This is a genomic window from Variovorax sp. GW821-FHT10C12 (assembly GCF_059415405.1).
The window spans coordinates 609,612-627,145 of sequence record NZ_JBWKNE010000001.1 but is presented as its reverse complement, the minus strand read 5'-3'; the positions used below and the strand labels follow the sequence as shown (position 1 = coordinate 627,145).

Below are 17,534 nucleotides of genomic sequence, written 5' to 3'. Positions count from 1 at the left end.
CGCGTCAGCGCGTCTTCAGTCGCTGACGATCTCGCGCAGCCAGTCGGGCAGCGCCAGCGCCTTCTGCTTCGGAAAGTCGACCCAGATGGTGGTCGCGCCGCCGGCCGCGCAGAGCACGTCCGGCGCGTCTTCGCGGACCATGGTGGCCCAGCTTTCGAAGGTGGTGCGCCCCGGGTCACTCACGTACATCTTGATGCGCACGTTGCCCGGGTACTCGATCTGCCGATAGAAGTTGCAGAAGGCGTTGACGATCACCATGCCCTCCCCACCCGGCGTGGGCTCGACGCCGAGCGAGCGGATCCAGTCGATGCGCGCCGTCTCGAGGTAGCGGAAGTAGGTGCCGTTGTTCAGGTGGCCCATGGCGTCCATGTCGCCCCAGCGGATGGGGATCGACATCTCGTACACGAGCTTCTTCTTTTCAGGGATTTCGATTCTCATCGGTGGGCCTTGATGGATGCGAGGATGCCCAGGACGAACAGCGCCGCCGCCACCCACTCGGTGGCCTGCGGCCAGCGGCCGTCCCAGAGGAAAGAATAGAGCAAGGCGAACAGCGTCTCGCTCACGATCAGTTGGCCGCACAGGCTGGCCGAGAGGCGCTGGCTTGCGACGTTCCAGAGAATGGTCGCGAGCCACGACGAGCCGAAGCCGCTCGCCAGCGCGATCCAGATGAACAGCATGCCGTCGGGCTGCGACTGCAGCGTGGCGACATCGCTGCCCGCCACCGCCCACAGCAGCAAGGCGCCCAGGCCGGTCGCAATGCCCAGCCAGTTGGCCCAGTCGGCCGCATGCACCTCGCGGTGCCGTTGCAGCCAGGCGGCGTTGAGCAGGCCGTAGACCGTCCAGCTCACCATCGAACACAGCGCCAGCGCGATGCCCCAGCCGAAGCGCGCACCGCCACCACCGCCCGCGCCATGCTGCGCCGACCACGCGCCCCAGATCATCAGTGCGATGCCCGCGCCCGTGAGCAGCAGGCCGGGCAGCAAGGCCCGCATGTGCAGGCCCGCGGGCCGGCCCAGCAGCATCATCCAGACAGGAATCGTGCCGATGATGAGGCTGGGCACCTCGGTGCCCGCCGCCGCGATGCCGAAGGCCAGCAGCAGGTAGTAGCCGCTGAAGCCCAGCACGCTCAGGCCGAGCGCCGCGAGCGCCTGCCGGCCCGTCGGCCAGCGCACGGCCGCGGGCCGTACGAACACCGCCAGCGCCGACACCGCACCGAACACCGCGAAGCGCGCCGCCGTGATGTCGACCATGCCGAAGTGGCCGACCATGCGCGGCGCCACGAACACCAGGCCCCAGAGCGCGCCGGCGCCCAGGCCGGCGGCAATGCCGATCCAGGCCCGGGGGCTCAGATCGCGAACCCGTCGTCGGCCGCGATGACGGCGCCGTTCACGAAATGGCTCTCGCCGCTGGCCAGCAGCACGATCAGGCCGTCGAGGTCTTCGGGCTTGCCCACGCGCTTGCGCGGCAGCATGTTGACCAGCTTGGCGCCGCCCTCGGTGCTCCAGTGCTCTTCGTTGAGTTCGGTCGTGATGTAGCCCGGGCACAGCGCGTTCACGTTGATGCCGAAGCGGCCCCACTCCAGCGCCATGGCCTTGGTCATCTGCACCACGGCGATCTTGCTCATGCAGTAGGTGCCGATCTGCGGCATGACCTTCAGCGCCGCCGCCGAGGCAATGTTGATGATGCGCCCGCCGATGTAGGTGCCCGGCGCCGTGCCCTGGGCGCGCGCCAGCATGCGCTTGCCGACCTCTTGCGCAACGAAGAAGGAGCCTTTCACGTTGGTGTCGAAGATGTAGTCGTAGTCGTCGGGCGTGACGTCCTGCAGGCGCTGCGTCGCGCTCACGCCCGAGTTGTTGACCAGGATGTCGATGGGCCCCACTTCGGTTTCGGCGCGCGCCACGGCGGCCTTGATGCTGCCGATGTCGGTCACGTCGAGTTCGACCACGTGGGCGTCGTGGCCCTCGCCTTCGATGCGTGCGCGCAGCTCCTTGAGCTTCTCGACGCGGCGGCTGGCCAGCACCACGGCGGCGCCGGCACGGGCCAGTGTTTTCGCGAACTGGGCGCCCAGTCCGCTGGAGGCGCCGGTGACGAAAGCCACGCGGCCGGAGAGATCGATGCTGTAAGCCATGAGCTGAATCCTGTGGAGTCGCGCAGGTGACGCGCAGTACGGGCAAGGCGCCTCGCCCGCGGGCGACAAGGCCCCCGCCGGACGCCGCATAAAATGCCCGGCGAACCGGGACGCCCCCGCGCCTCTAAAAATCATTATCGACCCAACCCACATGACGCACGACGAAATCCTCGCCCAGTTCGGCCCTCGCGAAGCCATGGAATACGACGTGGTCGTGGTCGGCGGCGGCCCCGCCGGCCTCTCGACCGCGATCCGCCTCAAGCAGCTCGCCGCCCAGCAGGAGAAGGAAATCTCCGTCGTGGTGCTCGAGAAGGGTTCCGAGCCCGGCGCGCACATCCTGTCGGGCGCCATCATGGACCCGCGCGCGCTCAACGAGCTGCTGCCCGACTGGGAGGAACTCGGCGCCCCGCTGAACCAGCCGGTGACCGACGACGCCATGGTGTTCCTGAGCGAAAAGTCGGGCCTGCGCACGCCCAACGCCTTCCTGCCGGCCTGCTTCCAGAACCACGGCAACTACATCATCAGCCTGGGTGCCTTCACCAAGTGGCTGGCGCAGCAGGCCGAGAACCTGGGCGTGGAAATCTTCCCGGGCTTCCCGGCGGCCGAAGTGCTCTACAACGAGAACGGCTCGGTGCGCGGCGTCGCCACCGGCAACATGGGCGTGGGCAAGGACGGCGAACCCACCGAGAACTTCCAGCTCGGCATGGAGCTGCTGGGCAAGTACACGGTGTTCGCCGAAGGCGCGCGCGGCCACCTGGGCCGCCAGCTGATCGCCAAGTTCAAGCTCGACGAAGGCCGCGACCCGCAGACCTACGGCCTGGGCGTCAAGGAAGTCTGGGAAATCGATCCCAAGCGCCACCAGCCCGGCTTCGTGCTGCACACGGCCGGCTGGCCGATGGACAACAACACCTACGGCGGCGCGTTCCTCTATCACATGGAGGACAACAAGGTCACGATGGGCTTCATCACGGGCCTGGACTACAGCAACCCGTACCTGAGCCCGTTCGAGGAAATGCAACGCTGGAAGCTGCACCCCAACATCCGCTGGTACCTCGAGGGCGACGAAGCCAAGGGCATCAAGCCCGCCAAGCGCATCGGCTACGGCGCGCGCGCCATCACGGCCGGCGGCCTGATGTCGCTGCCCAAGACGGTGTTCCCGGGCGGCGCGCTGGTCGGCTGCGAGGCCGGCTACCTGAACGTGAGCCGCATCAAGGGCAGCCACGCCGCCATCAAGACCGGCATGCTGTGCGCCGAGGCCGCCTTCGACGCGGTCATGGCCGGCCGCCAGCACGACGAACTCACGGCCTACCCGGCCGCGTTCGAGAAGAGCTGGCTCTACACCGAGCTGAACAAGGCGCGCAACTTCAAGGCCTGGTTCAAGAAGGGCCTGGGCATCGCCACGGTCATGAACGGCGTCGAGCAGTGGCTGCTCAAGGGCCACATCCCATGGACCCTGCGCCGCAACAAGCCCGACCACCAGTACCTGAAGCCGGCCGCCGAGTGCAAGCCCATCGTCTATCCGAAGCCGGACGGCAAGCTCACCTTCGACCGCCTCTCCAGCGTGTTCATCAGCAACACGAACCATGAAGAGCAGCAGCCCGCCCACCTGACGCTGAAGGACGCGTCGGTGCCGGTCAACGTCAACCTCGCCAAGTTCGCCGGCCCCGAAAGCCGCTACTGCCCGGCCGGCGTGTACGAGTTCGTGCCTGACGAAGCCAGCGCCGGCAAGGAACGCCTGCAGATCAACGCGCAGAACTGCGTGCACTGCAAGACCTGCGACATCAAGGACCCGACGCAGAACATCGTCTGGGTCACGCCCGAAGGCGGCGGCGGTCCGAACTACGTGGGCATGTAAGCCCCGCCGCGTCGATGCATGAAAGCCCTCTTCGGAGGGCTTTCTTCATGGGGCTCAGGCGAGGTACGCGGCGACCTCGTCGGGCGTGAGGAAGTGCACCAGCGACACCTGCGGGTTCTGCTCGGCATGCAGCACGTGGGTGAATCCGTTCCAGCCGCGCGCGGGCTTGTCGTCCGTCTCCAGCGCGACGAGCACCAGCCGCCCCTGCCGGCGCGCGTTCTCGCGCAGCGTGCCTTCGCCCCAGGACCACGCCATGTGATCCACCAGCTCGCCCTGGGCGAAGGCCGTCGCCTGCAGCCAGAGGAAGGCGGCGGCATCGCTGTCCTCGTCGCGGCGCGTGCGCGGCGGCTGCCGGATGCCCAGCGTCTGGGCGTGCGTTTCCATCAGGTCCTGCAGCAGCGAGAAGGCGTGGAAGTTGTTGTTGATGCCCTGGGCGCGAACGACCATGCCCGCGCGCGACGCCGGCAGCAGGACCACCAGCTCGTCCTCGTACGACAGCTGGGCCGCGGCGCGCAGGAAGTGCAAGGCCTCGAAGGGCAGCGAGTCGTTGGCGTACATCGCCTCGACCTGCGCGAGCAGGCCCGCGTCCGCCACCAGCGACTGGTGGTTGCGCACATCGCGCACCACCATGGTCATGAGCGGCAGCACCAGCAGGTCGACCGCGCGCTGCAGCGCATCGACCTCGAAACGGGCCTGCGGCGACAGCGCCGCGAGCGCCGCTTCGGCGGCCTGCCAGGCGGCGAGTTCTGCCTCGTCCTGCGGTTCTTCGTCGTCCTCATCGGGTTCGTACGGCTGCGCCGCGCAGTACGGCGCCAGCGACGCCAGCAGGCGCCCGGCCAGCTGCCGCACGGCGTCGAACATGAGCTGCGGATCGGCGCCGTTCTCGACCAGCGCGCCGCAGAACACCGCCAGCAACGCGGCCCGGTGCGGATGCAGCTCGCCGAGCTGCGCGACGGCGGCCCGCAGCACCTCGTCCTTCGCCGAGCCCTCCACCACCTCGAAGTAGAGCCCACGGACCTCCGGCCGCTTGAAGAAGGAGGCCTGGGTGTCGAGGTCGGCGTCCTGCAGCACAGGCAAACGCAGGGTGGCGAGGAGATCGGGGGGCAGCATGGGCATGCGCAAATTGTGCGATACCACCGACGCTATCCTCGCGACACAAGGACACAAGGAGACAGGACCCCATGCACATCGTCATCACCGGCGGCTCCGGCTTTCTCGGCGCGCGCCTGGCGCGCACCCTCCTGGCCCTGGGCCAGCTGTCGCTCGCCGGCGCCCCCGCCCGCGACATCGCCCGCATCACGCTGGTCGACCGCGCGCCGCCGCCGCCCGACCTCGCGGCCAACCCGCGCATCGCAGCCGCCACCGGCGACCTCAACGCCCAGCTGGCCGACAACGGCGCCGCCTTCTGGCGCGAGGCCGACGCGGTGTTCCACCTGGCGGCCGCCGTCAGCGGCGAATGCGAGGCCGACTTCGACCTGGGCATGCGCAGCAACTTCGCCGCCACGCACGGCCTGCTCGAGAAGCTGCGCGCGCTCGGCACGCGGCCGGTGCTGGTGTTCTCCAGCTCGCTCGCCGTGTTCGGCGATTCGCCCGAACAGCCGCTGCCCGCGCTCATCGACGACCACACGCTGCCCACGCCGCAAACCAGCTACGGCATCCAGAAATTCATCGGCGAGCAGCTGGTGGCCGACTACACCCGCAAGGGCTTCGTGCAGGGGCGCAGCGTGCGCCTCATGACGGTGAGCGTGCGCCCCGGCCAACCGAACGGCGCGGCCTCGGGCTTCTTCAGCGGCATGATCCGCGAGCCGCTCGCCGGCCTGCGCGCGGCCTGCCCGGTGCCCGACGAGACGCCCGTGGCCATCGCCTCGCCGGCCCGGACCATCGAAGGCATCGTGCGCGCCGCCGAAGCGAGCGACGCCGACTGGGGCCCGCGCACCGCGCTCAACCTGCCCTCGCTGGCCACCACCGTGGGCGAGATGGCCGCCGCGCTCGAACGCGTGGCCGGCCGCGCCGCCACCGACCTGCTCGACCGCACACCCGACGCCGCCATCCGCCGCATCGTGAAAACCTGGCCCGGGCGCTTCGACACGCCACGCGCCCGCGCCCTCGGTCTCACGGCCGACGAGAGCTTCGACGCGGTGATCCGCGCCTACGTCCGTGAAAGTCCCGACGCGGTCAAACTGGTTATTGGTGCATAGTCATTTCCTGACCTGCGCCTGACGCGCTTTCGACCCCCAACTCCCCGGAGACACCATGAAATTCGGCCACATCGCCGCCGCCTGCCTTTCGCTCGCCCTGGGCACCGCCGCCTTCGCGCAGCAACCCACCGTTCTCAAGATCGGCTATGCGACGTCCAAGGAATCGCATTACGGCGTGGGCTCCACCGTGTTCTGCGAAGAGGTCGAAAAGAACACCCAGAACCGCTTCAAGTGCCAGCACTTCGCCAACTCGGCGCTGGGCGGCGAGCGCGAGCAGATCGAAGCGATCCAGCTCGGCACGCAAGACCTGCTGAACACCTCGACCGGCCCCGTGGGCAACTTCGTGCCCGAGGTCAAGATCGTCGACATCCCCTTCCTGTTCCGCGACTACGACCACGCCCGCAAGGTCATGGACGGCCCCATCGGCCAGGACATCCTGACCAAGTTCCCGAGCAAGGGCATCATCGCGCTGGCCTGGACGGAGAACGGCTTCCGCCACATGACGAACAGCAAGCGCGACATCGTCAAGCCCACCGACGCGGCCGGCCTGAAGATGCGCACCATGGAAAACAAGGTGCACATGGACGGCTACCGCACCTTCGGCATCCTGCCCACGCCGATGGCCTTCCCCGAACTGTTCGGCGCGCTGCAGCAAGGCACGGTCGACGGCCAGGAAAACCCGATTCCGGTGATCCTGTCCTCGAAGTTCTCGCAGGTGCAAAAGCACCTGTCTCTCACCGGCCACGTCTACTCGCCGGCGCTGCTGCTGCTGTCGCCCAAGGTGTGGAACAAGCTCTCGGACGCCGACAAGAAGGTGTTCACCGAAGCGGCGAAGAAGGCCTCGATCGCTCAGCGCAAGAAGGTCAACGACGACGAGAACAACGGCATCGCCCAGCTTGAAAAAGACGGCATGAAGGTCACGCGCACCGTCGACGGCGCGGCCTTCCGCGACGCCCTGAAGCCGGCCTACGTGGGCTACGCCAAGGAATTCGGCGCCGACAACATCAAGAAGATCACGGACGTCAAGTAAGACTGCTGCGACCCGACCGCGCCCGGCCCGCCTCAGTGGGCCGGGCGCTTCGCATTTCCGACACCACAGAGAACCACAACGTGCAAGCTTTCGAGCGCTACTTTCTCGCCGCCAACCGGTGGGCGCTGATCCTCCTGCTGGCGGCCATGTCCGTCATCATCTTCACCAACGTCGTGCTGCGCTACACCACGAACCAGTCGATCGAATGGGCCGAAGAAGTGTCGCGCCACATGATGATCTGGCTCACCTTCCTGGGCGCCGGGCCCGTGCTGCGCTACGGCGGCCACATCGCCGTCGAGAACCTGCAGGACGCCCTGCCCCGGCCCGCGGCCGTGGCGGTGCGCCTCGTGGTGGCCGGGCTGCTGTTCGCCTTCTTCGGCTTCATGGTCTGGTACGGCTGGCTCTACATGGAACGCACGATGTTCCAGCTCACCGCCGTGACGCAGATTCCGTTCGCCTACATCTACAGCGCGATGCTGATCGGCGGCGTGCTGCTGATCGTGCACTGGCTGCTGGTGGTGCGCGGCTACGTGCTGAACCGCGAGTTCGCGTCGGACGCGCATTTCGACGCCAACGCGTCGGCCTCGCTGTAAGGAGAAGACCATGGATGCCAGCATTGTCCTGATCGTCTCCGCCTGCGTGTTCCTGGCCATCGGCGTGCCCGTGGCCTTCGCGCTCGGCCTGGCCACGGCCGCCACCCTGATCCTCGCGGAAAGCTACCCGCTGATGGTGCTGCTGAAGGAAACCTTCACCGGTATCGACAGCTTTCCGCTGATGGCCGTGCCCTTCTTCATCCTGGCCGCCGAGCTCATGAGCGGCGGCTCGCTCACCGAGGTGCTGCTGCGCTTCGCGGGCCAGTTCGTCGGCCACCGCCGCGGCGGGCTGGGCTACACCAACGTGGTGTCGCTGACCTTCTTCTCGGGCATCTCGGGCTCGGCGCTGGCCGATGCGGCCGGCCCCGGCTCGATGCTCATCAAGATGATGGACAAGGCCGGCTACGACCGCTCGTACGCGGCGGCGCTGACGGCCTCCACGGCCATCGTGGGGCCGATCATTCCGCCCTCGATCATCATGATCATCTACGCGCTGCAGGACGAGACCGTGTCGGTCGGCCAGCTGTTCGTGGCCGGCATCGTGCCGGGCATCCTGATCGCGGTGGCGATGTGCGTCGTGAACTTCTACGTCTCGAAGAAGCGCAACTACAAGGGCGACGGCCAGACGCCGCCGCTGCGCGAGATCCTCATCACGACATGGAAGGCGATTCCCGCCATCCTGCTGCCGGTGGTGATCCTGGGCGGCATGCGCGCCGGCTGGTTCACGCCCACCGAAGCGTCGGTGGTGGCGGTGTTCTACGCGCTGGTGTGCGGCAAGTTCATCTACCGCACGCTCGAGTGGAAGATGCTGCCCGACATCCTGTCGCGCTCGGCCCTGCTGTCGGCGTCGGTGCTGATCATCATCGGGCTGTCGGCCTCGTTCGCGTGGGTGCTGACCATCGAGGGCATTCCGCAGCAGATGGCCGAATGGCTCATCAGCATGAACCTCTCGCCGTGGATGTTCCTGATCATCGTCAACGTGTTCCTGCTCTTGTTCGGCATCTTCATCGAGCCGCTGCCGGGCGTGATGGTGCTGGCGCCGATCCTTGCGCCGGTGGCGATCAAGCTGGGCGTCGACCCGGTGCACTTCGCGATGATCGTGATCTTCAACCTCACGCTGGGCATGATCACGCCGCCGGTGGGCGGGCTGCTGTTCGTCACCTGCAACGTGTCGAAGGTGCCGATGTCGGCGCTGGTGAAGGAACTGGTGCCCTTCCTGTGGGCGCACGGCGCGGTGCTGGTCCTGCTGACCTTCGTGCCGATGCTGAGCACCTGGCTGCCGCGCGCGCTCGGGTTCAAGTAGCGGCACGGGCCGCTCCCGCCCGCACCCCCAGCTTCAGGCCGGCGGGTGCAGGTACTGGCTCGGCGGCACGCCGAGCGTGCGGCGGAACATCGCGGTGAAGGCGCTCGGGCTCTCGTAGCCGTGCGCCAGTGCCACCTCCAGGATTGACGCGCCCGCGGCCAGCCGCGGCAGGCTCAGCAGCAGCCGCGCCTGGCGGCACCACGCGCCGAAGGTCATGCCGGTCTCGCGTTCGAACAACCGGGCCAGCGTGCGCGCGTTCATGTGCAGCCGCGCGGCCCAGCCGTCGAGCGTGGCGGGCTGCGCGGGGTCGCGGATCAGCGCCTCGCACAGCGCGGCCAGGCGCGCATGGCGCGGCATCGGCACATGCAGCGACAGCGCGGGCGCGGCCTCGATCTCGTCGAGGATCAGCTCCATCACGCGTTCGTCGCGCCCGCCCGGCGGGTAGTCCAGCGGCAGCGACACGGCCGCCACGATCAGCTCGCGCAGCAACGCGCCCACATGGATCACGCGGCACTCGGCACCCAGGTCGGCGCGCGTGCCGGGCTCGACGAAGACGGTGCGCATCTTCACCTCGCCCGCCATGCGGATCTGGTGCGTCATGCCCGGCGGCACCCAGACGCCGCGCCCCGGCGGCACCACCCAGCTGCCGGCCGCCGCGCCGACCATCATCACGCCCGAGATCGCGTGGATGAGCTGCCCGCGCCGGTGCGCATGCGGCGGAATGAAGGCGTCGCCCGCCGGATCGGTGGCCAGCACGGCGACGGCGCGCGGGGTCGATTCGCCCTCGTCGGGGCGCAGATTCAGTTTGTCCATTTCACGACGATGTTTGCACATTCGTAGCGAGAACATATTCTCCTGGCTTCCTACGATGGCTTTTCTCCCTCTTTTTCTCCAACCGGACATCCAGGAAAGAAGCCATCGCATGAACACGCGCCGACTCGGGCTGCTCACCGGCACCCACGCCGTCAACGACCTCTACCAGGGCCTCGTGCCCGCGCTGCTGCCCTTCATGGTGCTGGAGCGCGGCTACAGCTACACGGCCGTGAGCGGCCTGATGCTGGCGGCCACCGGGCTGTCGAGCGTGGTGCAGCCGCTGTTCGGCCTGTACGCCGACCGCCACCCGCGCGCCTGGCTGGTGCCCGTGGGCTTCCTAGTGGCGGCGCTGGGCGTGGTGCTGGCGGGCCTGAGCCAGAGCTACCTGCTGACCTGGATCGCGGTTGCGCTGTGCGGGCTGGGCATCGCGGCCTACCACCCGCCCGCGACCGTGGCCGCGCGCGCGGCCGGCGGCGCTTCGCAGAAGGCGATGAGCGTGTTCTCGGTGGGTGGCACCATCGGCGCCTCGTTCGCGCCCGTGCTGGCGGCCACGGTGGTCGGTGGCGGCAGCCTGTCGCGCAGCTACTTGCTGGGCATTCCCGCGCTGGCGATGGGCGTGGTGTGGGTCGCGGCCAACGCGCGGCGCGGTGCGGCCGCCCAGCACGCGGCCACGGCGGCGCGCGCCGCGCAGGCCCGCGCCCAGGTGCTCAAACCGCACAACGACTGGCGCGCCTTCAGCCTGCTGGTGGCGACCATCGTGGGCTGGTCGATCCCGTACGTCACGGTGCTGTCGATGCTTTCGCTGCGCATCACGCGCGACCTTCACGGCAGCACCTTCCAGGGCGCCGCGGCGCTCACCGCCTTCACCGCCGCAGGGGCCGTGGGCACGCTGGCCGGCGGCTGGCTCGGCGACCGCATCGGGCGCATGGGCACGATCCGCAGCGGCTACCTGCTCGCGCTGCCGGCCATGGCGGGCCTCGTGCTCGCCTCCACGCCCGGCGCGGCGCTGGCCTGCACCGCGTGGCTCGGCATGAGCATGTTCCTGCCCTTCGCCGCGCAGGTGACGCTCGCGCAGGACTACCTGCCGCGCAACCCGGCCACCGCCAGCGGCATCACGCTCGGTCTCGCGCTCTCGGTCGGCGGACTGGTGTCGCCGCTGTTCGGCCTGCTGTCGGATGCACGCGGGCTCGGCGTGACGCTCACGGTGGTGTTGTGCGTGCTGTGCGTCGCGACCGTGCTGGCCTTGCGGCTGCGCAACCGGACGGTACAGGTGATGACAGGTGAGGCTGCGGCGGCTTGAATTGAGTTCCGTGCCCGCACAGCGGCAGCGCCCATCGTGCACAGGGCACTGGGTGCTTCCCGCAGCGAAATCAAGGAGGAGCCGAAGGCGGGGGACATTCGCGGAGGGAAGTACCCGGTGTCCTGTGCACGCGCCCTGAACAAAGGACCACCGAAATCCGTGGGCAATTCCACGCCGCACGCGCTCTCTTTCACTGCCAGAATCGACGCAAGCTTCGACGTCGAGCCTGACAGACAAGAAGAAGGAAAGAGAAGGACGCCATGCACCGAATCGTCGCCCAGGGCAGCAGCCTTGTCGCTGCCGGCTTGCTGGCCACCGCCGGTATCGCGGCCACGCCGGCCGCCGCGCCCGTTGCAGCCGTTGCACCAGCAGCCGCCCCCACAAACCCCACCAATCCCGTCACCCACCTCGCCGAAGTGGAAAGCGCCGTGCGCGCCTGGGCCGCCGCCTGGTCCGCGCGCGACGTGGAGCGCTACCTCGCCGCCTACGCACCCGACTTCACCCCCGCGCGCGGCCAGACCCGCGAGCGCTGGGAGGCCGACCGGCGCGCCCGCATCACGGGCAAGTCGCGCATCAGCGTGGGCATCGAGGGGCTGGTGATCAGCGTCCAGGGCACCTCGGCCAGCGCGCAGTTCCGGCAGGTCTACCGCGCCGACGCGCTCACCGAGACCGACCGCAAGACGCTCGAGCTGCAGCGCGTGGGCCCGCGCTGGCTGATCCGCAAGGAGAGCGCGGGCAACTGACGCGCACCCCCTTGTCCCTGTAAGGCAAATGGTTCACGAAGATGTCACCACTTGCAACGATGCTGCAGCCTTCGACCTCCGAAAGCTGTGGCCGCCATGTTCCCCACCAAGACCGAGAAGGCACGCGACGAACTCCAGGCCGGGCAGCGCACGCTCAGCCAGCGTGAGCGCGCCCTGCTGCTCATGGCCGACGGCCGGCGCTCGCTGACCGACTTCAGCCCGCTGTTCCCCAGCCGCGTCGAGGCCGAGCAGGCGATCCAGGGGCTGATGCAGCGCGGCTACCTGCAGGTCGCACGCCCGGTCGCGCCACCGCCCGCACCGGCCCCCACGCCCGTCCCCGCCGCCGAGCCGATCCAGGTCGCCACGTCGGCCGACAGCTTCGACGGCAAGCGCTCGCTGGCCACCACGCGCATGTTCCTGTTCGACATCTGCGAGCGCATGTTCGTGCGCCGCGACCCGCGCTTCGCCAACCAGATGCGCGACGCCCTGCGCGAGGCCCGCGACCGCGAGGCCATGCTGACCATCGCCGCGCTGATGCTCTCCGAGATCGAGAAGACCGCCGGCCCCGAGCGCGCCGACTCGCTGCGCGAGCGCATCGACAAGCTGCTGCCGCCGGCAGAAACCGTGCACTGAGCCGCCAGCCCCAGCCCCGCGATCCACTACACTCGCCGGGTCAGGAGAGAGCCCCGCGCGACGGGGCCGCCGAAGGCGCAGGGGTTCCCCGAACGCTCAGGCAAAAGGACTGACAAGACGCCGGCAACCACCGGCGTTTCCTTGCTGGAGAGAGGCCGTGGCATTGCATGCGGCCCACCGAAGGAGCAAACCCCGATCGTGGGGCGAATCTCTCAGGTAAAGCGGACAGCAGGGGTGGCCCGTGGCGTTGCAGCCATGGATTTCGACTGCCCCTTTGGAGTGCCCCGTGGCCGCTTCTTCCGCTTCTGACGCCCAACTTCTCAAGACCCCGCTGTACGACCTGCACGTGGAGCTCGGCGCCCGCATGGTGCCCTTCGCCGGCTATTCCATGCCCGTGCAGTACCCCGCCGGCCTCATGGCCGAGCACAAGCACACGCGCGATGCGGCCGGCCTGTTCGACATCTCGCACATGGGCCAGCTGCGCCTGGTCGGCCCCGATGCCGCTGCCGCCTTCGAAACCCTGATGCCCGTCGACGTGGTCGACCTGCCCGCCGGCAAGCAGCGCTACGGCCTGCTGCTGAACGACGAGGGCGGCATCCTCGACGACCTGATGTTCTTCAACGAGGGCAACGGTTCGCTCTTCGTGATCGTGAACGGCGCCTGCAAGGTGGCCGACATCGCCCACATCCAGGCCAGGATCGGCGCGCGCTGCGAAGTGCAGCCCCTGCCCGACCACGCGCTGCTGGCACTGCAAGGCCCGCAGGCCGCGGCCACGCTGGCGCGCCTGTCGCCCGGCATCGAGCGCTTCGTGTTCATGACCGGCGGCGCAGTGCAGATCGGCGGCATCGCCGCCTTCGTCACCCGCAGCGGCTACACCGGCGAAGACGGCTTCGAGATCTCGGTGGCCGCAAAAGACGCCGACGCCCTCGCCCGCCTGCTGCTCGCGCAGCCTGAGGTGAAGCCCGTCGGCCTGGGCGCACGCAACTCGCTACGGCTCGAAGCCGGCCTGTGCCTGTACGGCAACGACATCGACACCACCACCACCCCGGTCGAAGCCTCGCTCAACTGGGCGATCCAGAAGGTGCGCCGCGCCGGCGGTGCGCGCGAAGGCGGTTTTCCAGGCGCGGCCAAGGTGCTGGCCCAGCTGGCCGCCGTCGCCTCGGGCGCGGCCGGCCACACCGACCACAAGACGCTCACGCGCAAGCGCGTCGGCCTCGTGGCACTCGAACGCATCCCGGTGCGCGACGGCACGCTGCTGCAGTCGCTCGAAGGCCACGACATCGGCACCGTCACCAGCGGCCTGCTCGGCCCCACGGCCGACCGCTGCGTGGCCATGGGCTACGTGGCCGCCGCCTTCGCCGAGCCCGGCACGCGCGTGCAGGCCATCGTGCGCGGCAAGCCGGTGCCGATGGAGGTGTCGACGATGCCTTTCGTGCCGACGCGCTACTACCGCGGCTAACCGCAACTCAACACCGCAGACCCGGCTAGGCTCTGCACCCCGATTCCATTTTTTCCACGAGGAGTTTTTTCATGAGCATCAAATACACCAAGGACCACGAATGGGTGGCGGCCGAAGGCGGCGCCGCCACCGTCGGCATCACCGTGCATGCGCAGGACGCGCTGGGCGACGTGGTGTTCGTCGACCTGCCTGAAGTGGGCAAGACCTTCGCGCAGGGCGAGGTCGCCGGTGTGGTCGAGTCGGTGAAGGCCGCCGCCGATGTGTTCATGCCCGTGTCGGGCGAGATCACCGAAGTCAACGAAGCGCTGCGCGCCGACCCGTCGCTGGCCAACAGCGACCCGCTGGCCGCCGGCTGGTTCTTCAAGGTCAAGCTGAGCGAGCCCGCGCAGCTCGACGCCCTGCTCGACGCCGCCAGCTACGACAAGTTCGCCGCCGAATCCTGATCCGCTGAACAGCCGTTTCCTCGCACCTTCGTTCCTTCTCCCCCGAGCCTTCACCGCCATGCCGATTCCCGCCCTTCCCTCTTTGCAAGAACTAGAGAACGCCGAAGAATTCCTCGCCCGCCACATCGGCATCGATGCGGCGGACGAGGCGCGCATGCTGCCGGTGATCGGCTCGGAAACGCGCGCGGAGCTCATCGACGGCATCGTGCCCGCGGCCATCCGCCGTGCCCGGCCGATGCGCCTGCCCGCGCCGGTCACCGAAGCCGACGCGCTGGCCGAGCTGAAGACGCTGGCGTCGAAGAACAAGGTGTTCAAGAGCTTCATCGGCCAGGGCTACTACGGCACGCACACGCCGGGCGTGATCCTGCGCAACATCCTGGAGAACCCCGCCTGGTACACCGCCTACACGCCCTACCAGGCCGAGATCTCGCAGGGCCGCATGGAAGCCCTGCTCAACTTCCAGACGATGGTGTGCGACCTCACGGGCATGGCCATCGCCAACGCCTCGATGCTCGACGAAGCCACGGCCGCCGCCGAGGCCATGACGCTCGCCAAGCGCAGCGTGAAGAGCAAGAGCAACGTGTTCCTGGTGTCGGGCGACTGCCACCCGCAGACCATCGAAGTCATCAAGACGCGCGCCGCGCCGCTGGGCATCGAGGTCAAGGTGAGCACCGTGTCGGAAACGCTGCCGCACCTGATGGTGAGCGGCGAGTTCTTCGGCGTGCTCGCGCAGTACCCCGCCACCACCGGCCACGTGCACGACCTGCGCCCGCTCGCGGGCCACGCGCACCAGTGCGACGCCGCCTTCATCGTCGCGGCCGACCTGCTGGCGCTGACGCTGCTGGTCGCCCCCGGCGAGTTCGATGCCGACATCGTCTGCGGCACCACGCAGCGCTTGGGCATGCCGCTGTGCAACGGCGGCCCGCACGCCGCCTACCTGGCCTGCCGCGATTCGTTCAAGCGCTCGCTGCCCGGCCGCCTCGTCGGCGTGAGCGTCGACACGCACGGCCAGCCCGCCTACCGCCTCGCGCTGCAGACGCGCGAGCAGCACATCCGCCGCGAGAAGGCCACCTCGAACATCTGCACCGCGCAGGTGCTGCCGGCCGTGGTCGCCAGCATGTACGCCGTGTACCACGGCCCCGACGGCCTCACGCGCATCGCACAGCGCGTGGCCGTGCTCACTGCCATCCTCGCCAAGGGCCTGTCGCAGATGGGCCGCGAGCCGGTGAACACCACCGCCTTCGACTCGCTCACGATCCGCACCGGCGACGACACGGCCGCGATCATCGAGCGCGCGCAGGCCGGCGGCGTCAACCTGCGCCAGCGCCTGCAGCAGCACCTGGGCATCTCGCTGGACGAGACCACCACGCGCGCCGACATCGAAACCCTGTGGGCCCTGTTCGTGCCCGCCGGCACCGCGATGCCGCGCTTCGACGAGCTGGCCGCCAACACCACGCCGCTGATTCCCGAGGACCTGCGCCGCACCAGCGCCTTCCTCACGCACCCGGTGTTCAACACCCACAAGAGCGAAACGGCGATGCTGCGCTACATCCGCAGCCTGTCGGACAAGGACCTCGCGCTCGACCGCAGCATGATCCCGCTGGGCAGCTGCACCATGAAGCTCAACGCGACCAGCGAGATGATCCCCATCACCTGGCCCGAGTTCGCCAACATCCACCCCTTCGCGCCCGCCGACCAGCTGCAGGGCTACGCCCAGCTCGACGCGCAGCTGCGCGCCTGGCTGTGCGAGGCCACCGGCTACGCGGGCATCAGCCTGCAGCCCAACGCGGGCTCGCAGGGCGAGTACGCGGGCCTGCTGGCCATCAAGTCCTTCCATGAAGCCAAGGGCCAGGGCCACCGCAACATCTGCCTGATTCCCTCGTCGGCCCACGGTACCAACCCGGCCAGCGCCCAGATGGTGGGCCTGCAGGTGTTGGTGACGGCCTGCGACGCGCAGGGCAACGTCGACATGGACGACCTGAAGCGCGCCTGCGAGAAGCACAGCGCCCACCTGGCCGCCGTGATGATCACCTACCCCAGCACGCATGGTGTGTTCGAGACCCGCGTGAAGGAACTGTGCGAACTCGTGCATGAGCACGGCGGCCGCGTGTACGTCGACGGCGCCAACATGAACGCACTGGTCGGCGTGGCCGCGCCGGGCGAATTCGGCGGCGACGTGAGTCACCTGAACCTGCACAAGACCTTCTGCATTCCGCACGGCGGTGGCGGCCCGGGCGTCGGCCCGGTCTGCGTGGTCGAAGACCTCGTGCCCTACCTGCCGGGCCATGCCACGGCCGGCGTGCCCTCGAACGGCGTGGGCGCCGTGTCGGCCGCGCCGCTGGGCAACGCGGCCGTGCTGCCGATCAGCTGGATGTACTGCCGCATGATGGGCGCCAAGGGCCTGCAGGCCGCGACCGAGACGGCCATCCTCAGCGCCAACTACATCAGCGCCCGCCTGAAGGACCACTACCCCACGCTGTACGCGAGCCCCAACGGCCACGTCGCGCACGAGTGCATCCTCGACCTGCGCCCGCTCAAGGACACCAGCGGCGTCACCGCCGAAGACGTGGCCAAGCGCCTGATCGACTACGGCTTCCACGCGCCCACGCTGAGCTTCCCCGTGCCCGGCACGCTGATGGTGGAGCCCACCGAAAGCGAACCGCTGGCCGAGCTCGACCGTTTCGTCGACGCGATGATCGCCATCCGCGGCGAGATCCGCCGGGTGGAAGAAGGCGTCTGGTCGAAGGACGACAACCCGCTCAAGCACGCGCCGCACACCGCGGCCAGCCTGCTCGGTACGGAGTGGAGCCACCCGTACTCGCGCGAACTCGGCGCGTTCCCGCTGGCCGAACTCAAGCAGGCCAAGTACTGGCCGCCGATCGGCCGCGTCGACAACGTCTACGGCGACCGCAACCTGTTCTGCAGCTGCGTGCCGGTGGGCGACTACCAGGAAACCGAAGAGGCCTGAGCGCGCACGGTCGCCAAGAATGAAAAAGGGGCGCCGCATGGCTTGCGGCGCCCCTTTTTTTATTTCCT

Annotated in this window: 16 protein-coding genes and 2 riboswitches; of the genes, 11 read left to right on the top strand and 5 right to left on the bottom strand. The window is 68.8% G+C overall.

The genetic code is table 11. The annotated features are described in order from the left end of the window. Positions 1-15 precede the first annotated feature (15 nt). The 3 genes from AC07OH_RS02965 to AC07OH_RS02955 all read right to left on the bottom strand — a co-directional run bounded on the left by AC07OH_RS02965 (position 16) and on the right by AC07OH_RS02955 (position 2,128). A complete protein-coding gene (locus tag AC07OH_RS02965) occupies positions 16-438 on the bottom strand; it encodes an acyl-CoA thioesterase (protein ID WP_070059373.1) in 423 nt (140 codons plus the stop codon). After that, a complete protein-coding gene (locus tag AC07OH_RS02960) occupies positions 435-1,268 on the bottom strand; it encodes a DMT family transporter (RefSeq protein WP_495299521.1) in 834 nt (277 codons plus the stop codon). The genes AC07OH_RS02965 and AC07OH_RS02960 overlap by 4 nt, the downstream gene beginning before the upstream one ends. A 77-nt stretch (positions 1,269-1,345) precedes the next feature. Continuing rightward, positions 1,346-2,128, bottom strand: a complete 783-nt coding sequence (locus AC07OH_RS02955; protein ID WP_489057206.1) for an SDR family oxidoreductase — start codon at positions 2,126-2,128, stop codon at positions 1,346-1,348. A gap of 151 nt (positions 2,129-2,279) precedes the next feature. On the opposite strand from AC07OH_RS02955, the gene AC07OH_RS02950 reads away from it, so the two are divergent. Then, positions 2,280-3,983 carry an electron transfer flavoprotein-ubiquinone oxidoreductase gene (locus tag AC07OH_RS02950; protein ID WP_062474428.1) on the top strand — a complete coding sequence of 568 codons (1,704 nt, stop codon included), beginning with the start codon at positions 2,280-2,282 and terminating at the stop codon, positions 3,981-3,983. Between the two features lie 54 nt (positions 3,984-4,037). On the opposite strand, the gene AC07OH_RS02945 is transcribed toward AC07OH_RS02950, so the two are convergent. Then, a complete protein-coding gene (locus tag AC07OH_RS02945) occupies positions 4,038-5,099 on the bottom strand; it encodes a hypothetical protein (RefSeq protein ID WP_495299520.1) in 1,062 nt (353 codons plus the stop codon). A gap of 65 nt (positions 5,100-5,164) precedes the next feature. Here AC07OH_RS02945 and denD point away from each other — a divergent pair, with 65 nt between their 5' ends. The 4 genes from denD (at position 5,165) to AC07OH_RS02925 (ending at position 9,107) form a co-directional block, all read left to right on the top strand. Further along, positions 5,165-6,181 carry a D-erythronate dehydrogenase gene (gene denD, locus AC07OH_RS02940; RefSeq protein ID WP_495299519.1) on the top strand — a complete coding sequence of 339 codons (1,017 nt, stop codon included), beginning with the start codon at positions 5,165-5,167 and terminating at the stop codon, positions 6,179-6,181. 55 nt (positions 6,182-6,236) lie between these two features. Continuing rightward, entirely contained in the window at positions 6,237-7,211 is a 975-nt protein-coding gene (locus tag AC07OH_RS02935) for a TRAP transporter substrate-binding protein (RefSeq protein WP_489057209.1), read from the top strand. Between the two features lie 80 nt (positions 7,212-7,291). Then, complete coding sequence (locus AC07OH_RS02930) at positions 7,292-7,804, top strand: TRAP transporter small permease (protein WP_095947438.1); 513 nt, start codon at positions 7,292-7,294, stop codon at positions 7,802-7,804. 10 nt (positions 7,805-7,814) lie between these two features. After that, positions 7,815-9,107, top strand: a complete 1,293-nt coding sequence (locus AC07OH_RS02925; RefSeq protein ID WP_354346482.1) for a TRAP transporter large permease — start codon at positions 7,815-7,817, stop codon at positions 9,105-9,107. A gap of 33 nt (positions 9,108-9,140) precedes the next feature. On the opposite strand, the gene AC07OH_RS02920 is transcribed toward AC07OH_RS02925, so the two are convergent. Then, positions 9,141-9,920 carry an AraC family transcriptional regulator gene (locus AC07OH_RS02920; RefSeq protein WP_062474418.1) on the bottom strand — a complete coding sequence of 260 codons (780 nt, stop codon included), beginning with the start codon at positions 9,918-9,920 and terminating at the stop codon, positions 9,141-9,143. 109 nt (positions 9,921-10,029) lie between these two features. Here AC07OH_RS02920 and AC07OH_RS02915 point away from each other — a divergent pair, with 109 nt between their 5' ends. From AC07OH_RS02915 to gcvP, 6 genes are all read left to right on the top strand, one after another. Continuing rightward, positions 10,030-11,220 (top strand): MFS transporter, encoded by a 1,191-nt coding sequence (locus tag AC07OH_RS02915; protein ID WP_495299518.1) that lies wholly within the window; start codon positions 10,030-10,032, stop codon positions 11,218-11,220. Between the two features lie 260 nt (positions 11,221-11,480). Next, positions 11,481-11,963: a L,D-transpeptidase Cds6 family protein gene (locus AC07OH_RS02910; protein WP_495299517.1), complete on the top strand. Its 483-nt coding sequence runs from the start codon at positions 11,481-11,483 to the stop codon at positions 11,961-11,963. 96 nt (positions 11,964-12,059) lie between these two features. After that, positions 12,060-12,596, top strand: coding sequence for a hypothetical protein (locus AC07OH_RS02905; protein ID WP_495299516.1), 537 nt, complete (start codon positions 12,060-12,062; stop codon positions 12,594-12,596). Between the two features lie 31 nt (positions 12,597-12,627). Then, positions 12,628-12,718: riboswitch (glycine riboswitch) on the top strand. A gap of 12 nt (positions 12,719-12,730) precedes the next feature. Beyond that, positions 12,731-12,835: riboswitch (glycine riboswitch) on the top strand. Positions 12,836-12,882: 47 nt separating this feature from the next. Continuing rightward, positions 12,883-14,055 (top strand): glycine cleavage system aminomethyltransferase GcvT, encoded by a 1,173-nt coding sequence (gcvT, locus tag AC07OH_RS02900; protein WP_495299515.1) that lies wholly within the window; start codon positions 12,883-12,885, stop codon positions 14,053-14,055. 71 nt (positions 14,056-14,126) lie between these two features. After that, a complete protein-coding gene (gene gcvH / locus AC07OH_RS02895; protein ID WP_062474411.1) occupies positions 14,127-14,498 on the top strand; it encodes a glycine cleavage system protein GcvH in 372 nt (123 codons plus the stop codon). 58 nt (positions 14,499-14,556) lie between these two features. Continuing rightward, positions 14,557-17,466 carry an aminomethyl-transferring glycine dehydrogenase gene (gcvP, locus tag AC07OH_RS02890; protein ID WP_495299514.1) on the top strand — a complete coding sequence of 970 codons (2,910 nt, stop codon included), beginning with the start codon at positions 14,557-14,559 and terminating at the stop codon, positions 17,464-17,466. The last annotated feature ends 68 nt before the right edge of the window (positions 17,467-17,534 follow it).

Bases quoted from the DNA above. Each gene is read 5' to 3' on its own strand.
- AC07OH_RS02945 (WP_495299520.1), bottom strand. From the start codon at position 5,099: ATGCCCATGCTGCCCCCCGATCTCCTCGCCACCCTGCGTTTGCCTGTG.
- AC07OH_RS02965 (WP_070059373.1), bottom strand. From the start codon at position 438: ATGAGAATCGAAATCCCTGAAAAGAAGAAGCTCGTGTACGAGATGTCG.
- AC07OH_RS02920 (WP_062474418.1), bottom strand. From the start codon at position 9,920: ATGGACAAACTGAATCTGCGCCCCGACGAGGGCGAATCGACCCCGCGC.
- denD (WP_495299519.1), top strand. From the start codon at position 5,165: ATGCACATCGTCATCACCGGCGGCTCCGGCTTTCTCGGCGCGCGCCTG.
- AC07OH_RS02910 (WP_495299517.1), top strand. From the start codon at position 11,481: ATGCACCGAATCGTCGCCCAGGGCAGCAGCCTTGTCGCTGCCGGCTTG.
- gcvH (WP_062474411.1), top strand. From the start codon at position 14,127: ATGAGCATCAAATACACCAAGGACCACGAATGGGTGGCGGCCGAAGGC.
- AC07OH_RS02955 (WP_489057206.1), bottom strand. From the start codon at position 2,128: ATGGCTTACAGCATCGATCTCTCCGGCCGCGTGGCTTTCGTCACCGGC.
- AC07OH_RS02960 (WP_495299521.1), bottom strand. From the start codon at position 1,268: ATGGTCGGCCACTTCGGCATGGTCGACATCACGGCGGCGCGCTTCGCG.
- AC07OH_RS02905 (WP_495299516.1), top strand. From the start codon at position 12,060: ATGTTCCCCACCAAGACCGAGAAGGCACGCGACGAACTCCAGGCCGGG.
- gcvP (WP_495299514.1), top strand. From the start codon at position 14,557: ATGCCGATTCCCGCCCTTCCCTCTTTGCAAGAACTAGAGAACGCCGAA.
- AC07OH_RS02925 (WP_354346482.1), top strand. From the start codon at position 7,815: ATGGATGCCAGCATTGTCCTGATCGTCTCCGCCTGCGTGTTCCTGGCC.
- AC07OH_RS02915 (WP_495299518.1), top strand. From the start codon at position 10,030: ATGAACACGCGCCGACTCGGGCTGCTCACCGGCACCCACGCCGTCAAC.
- AC07OH_RS02935 (WP_489057209.1), top strand. From the start codon at position 6,237: ATGAAATTCGGCCACATCGCCGCCGCCTGCCTTTCGCTCGCCCTGGGC.
- AC07OH_RS02950 (WP_062474428.1), top strand. From the start codon at position 2,280: ATGACGCACGACGAAATCCTCGCCCAGTTCGGCCCTCGCGAAGCCATG.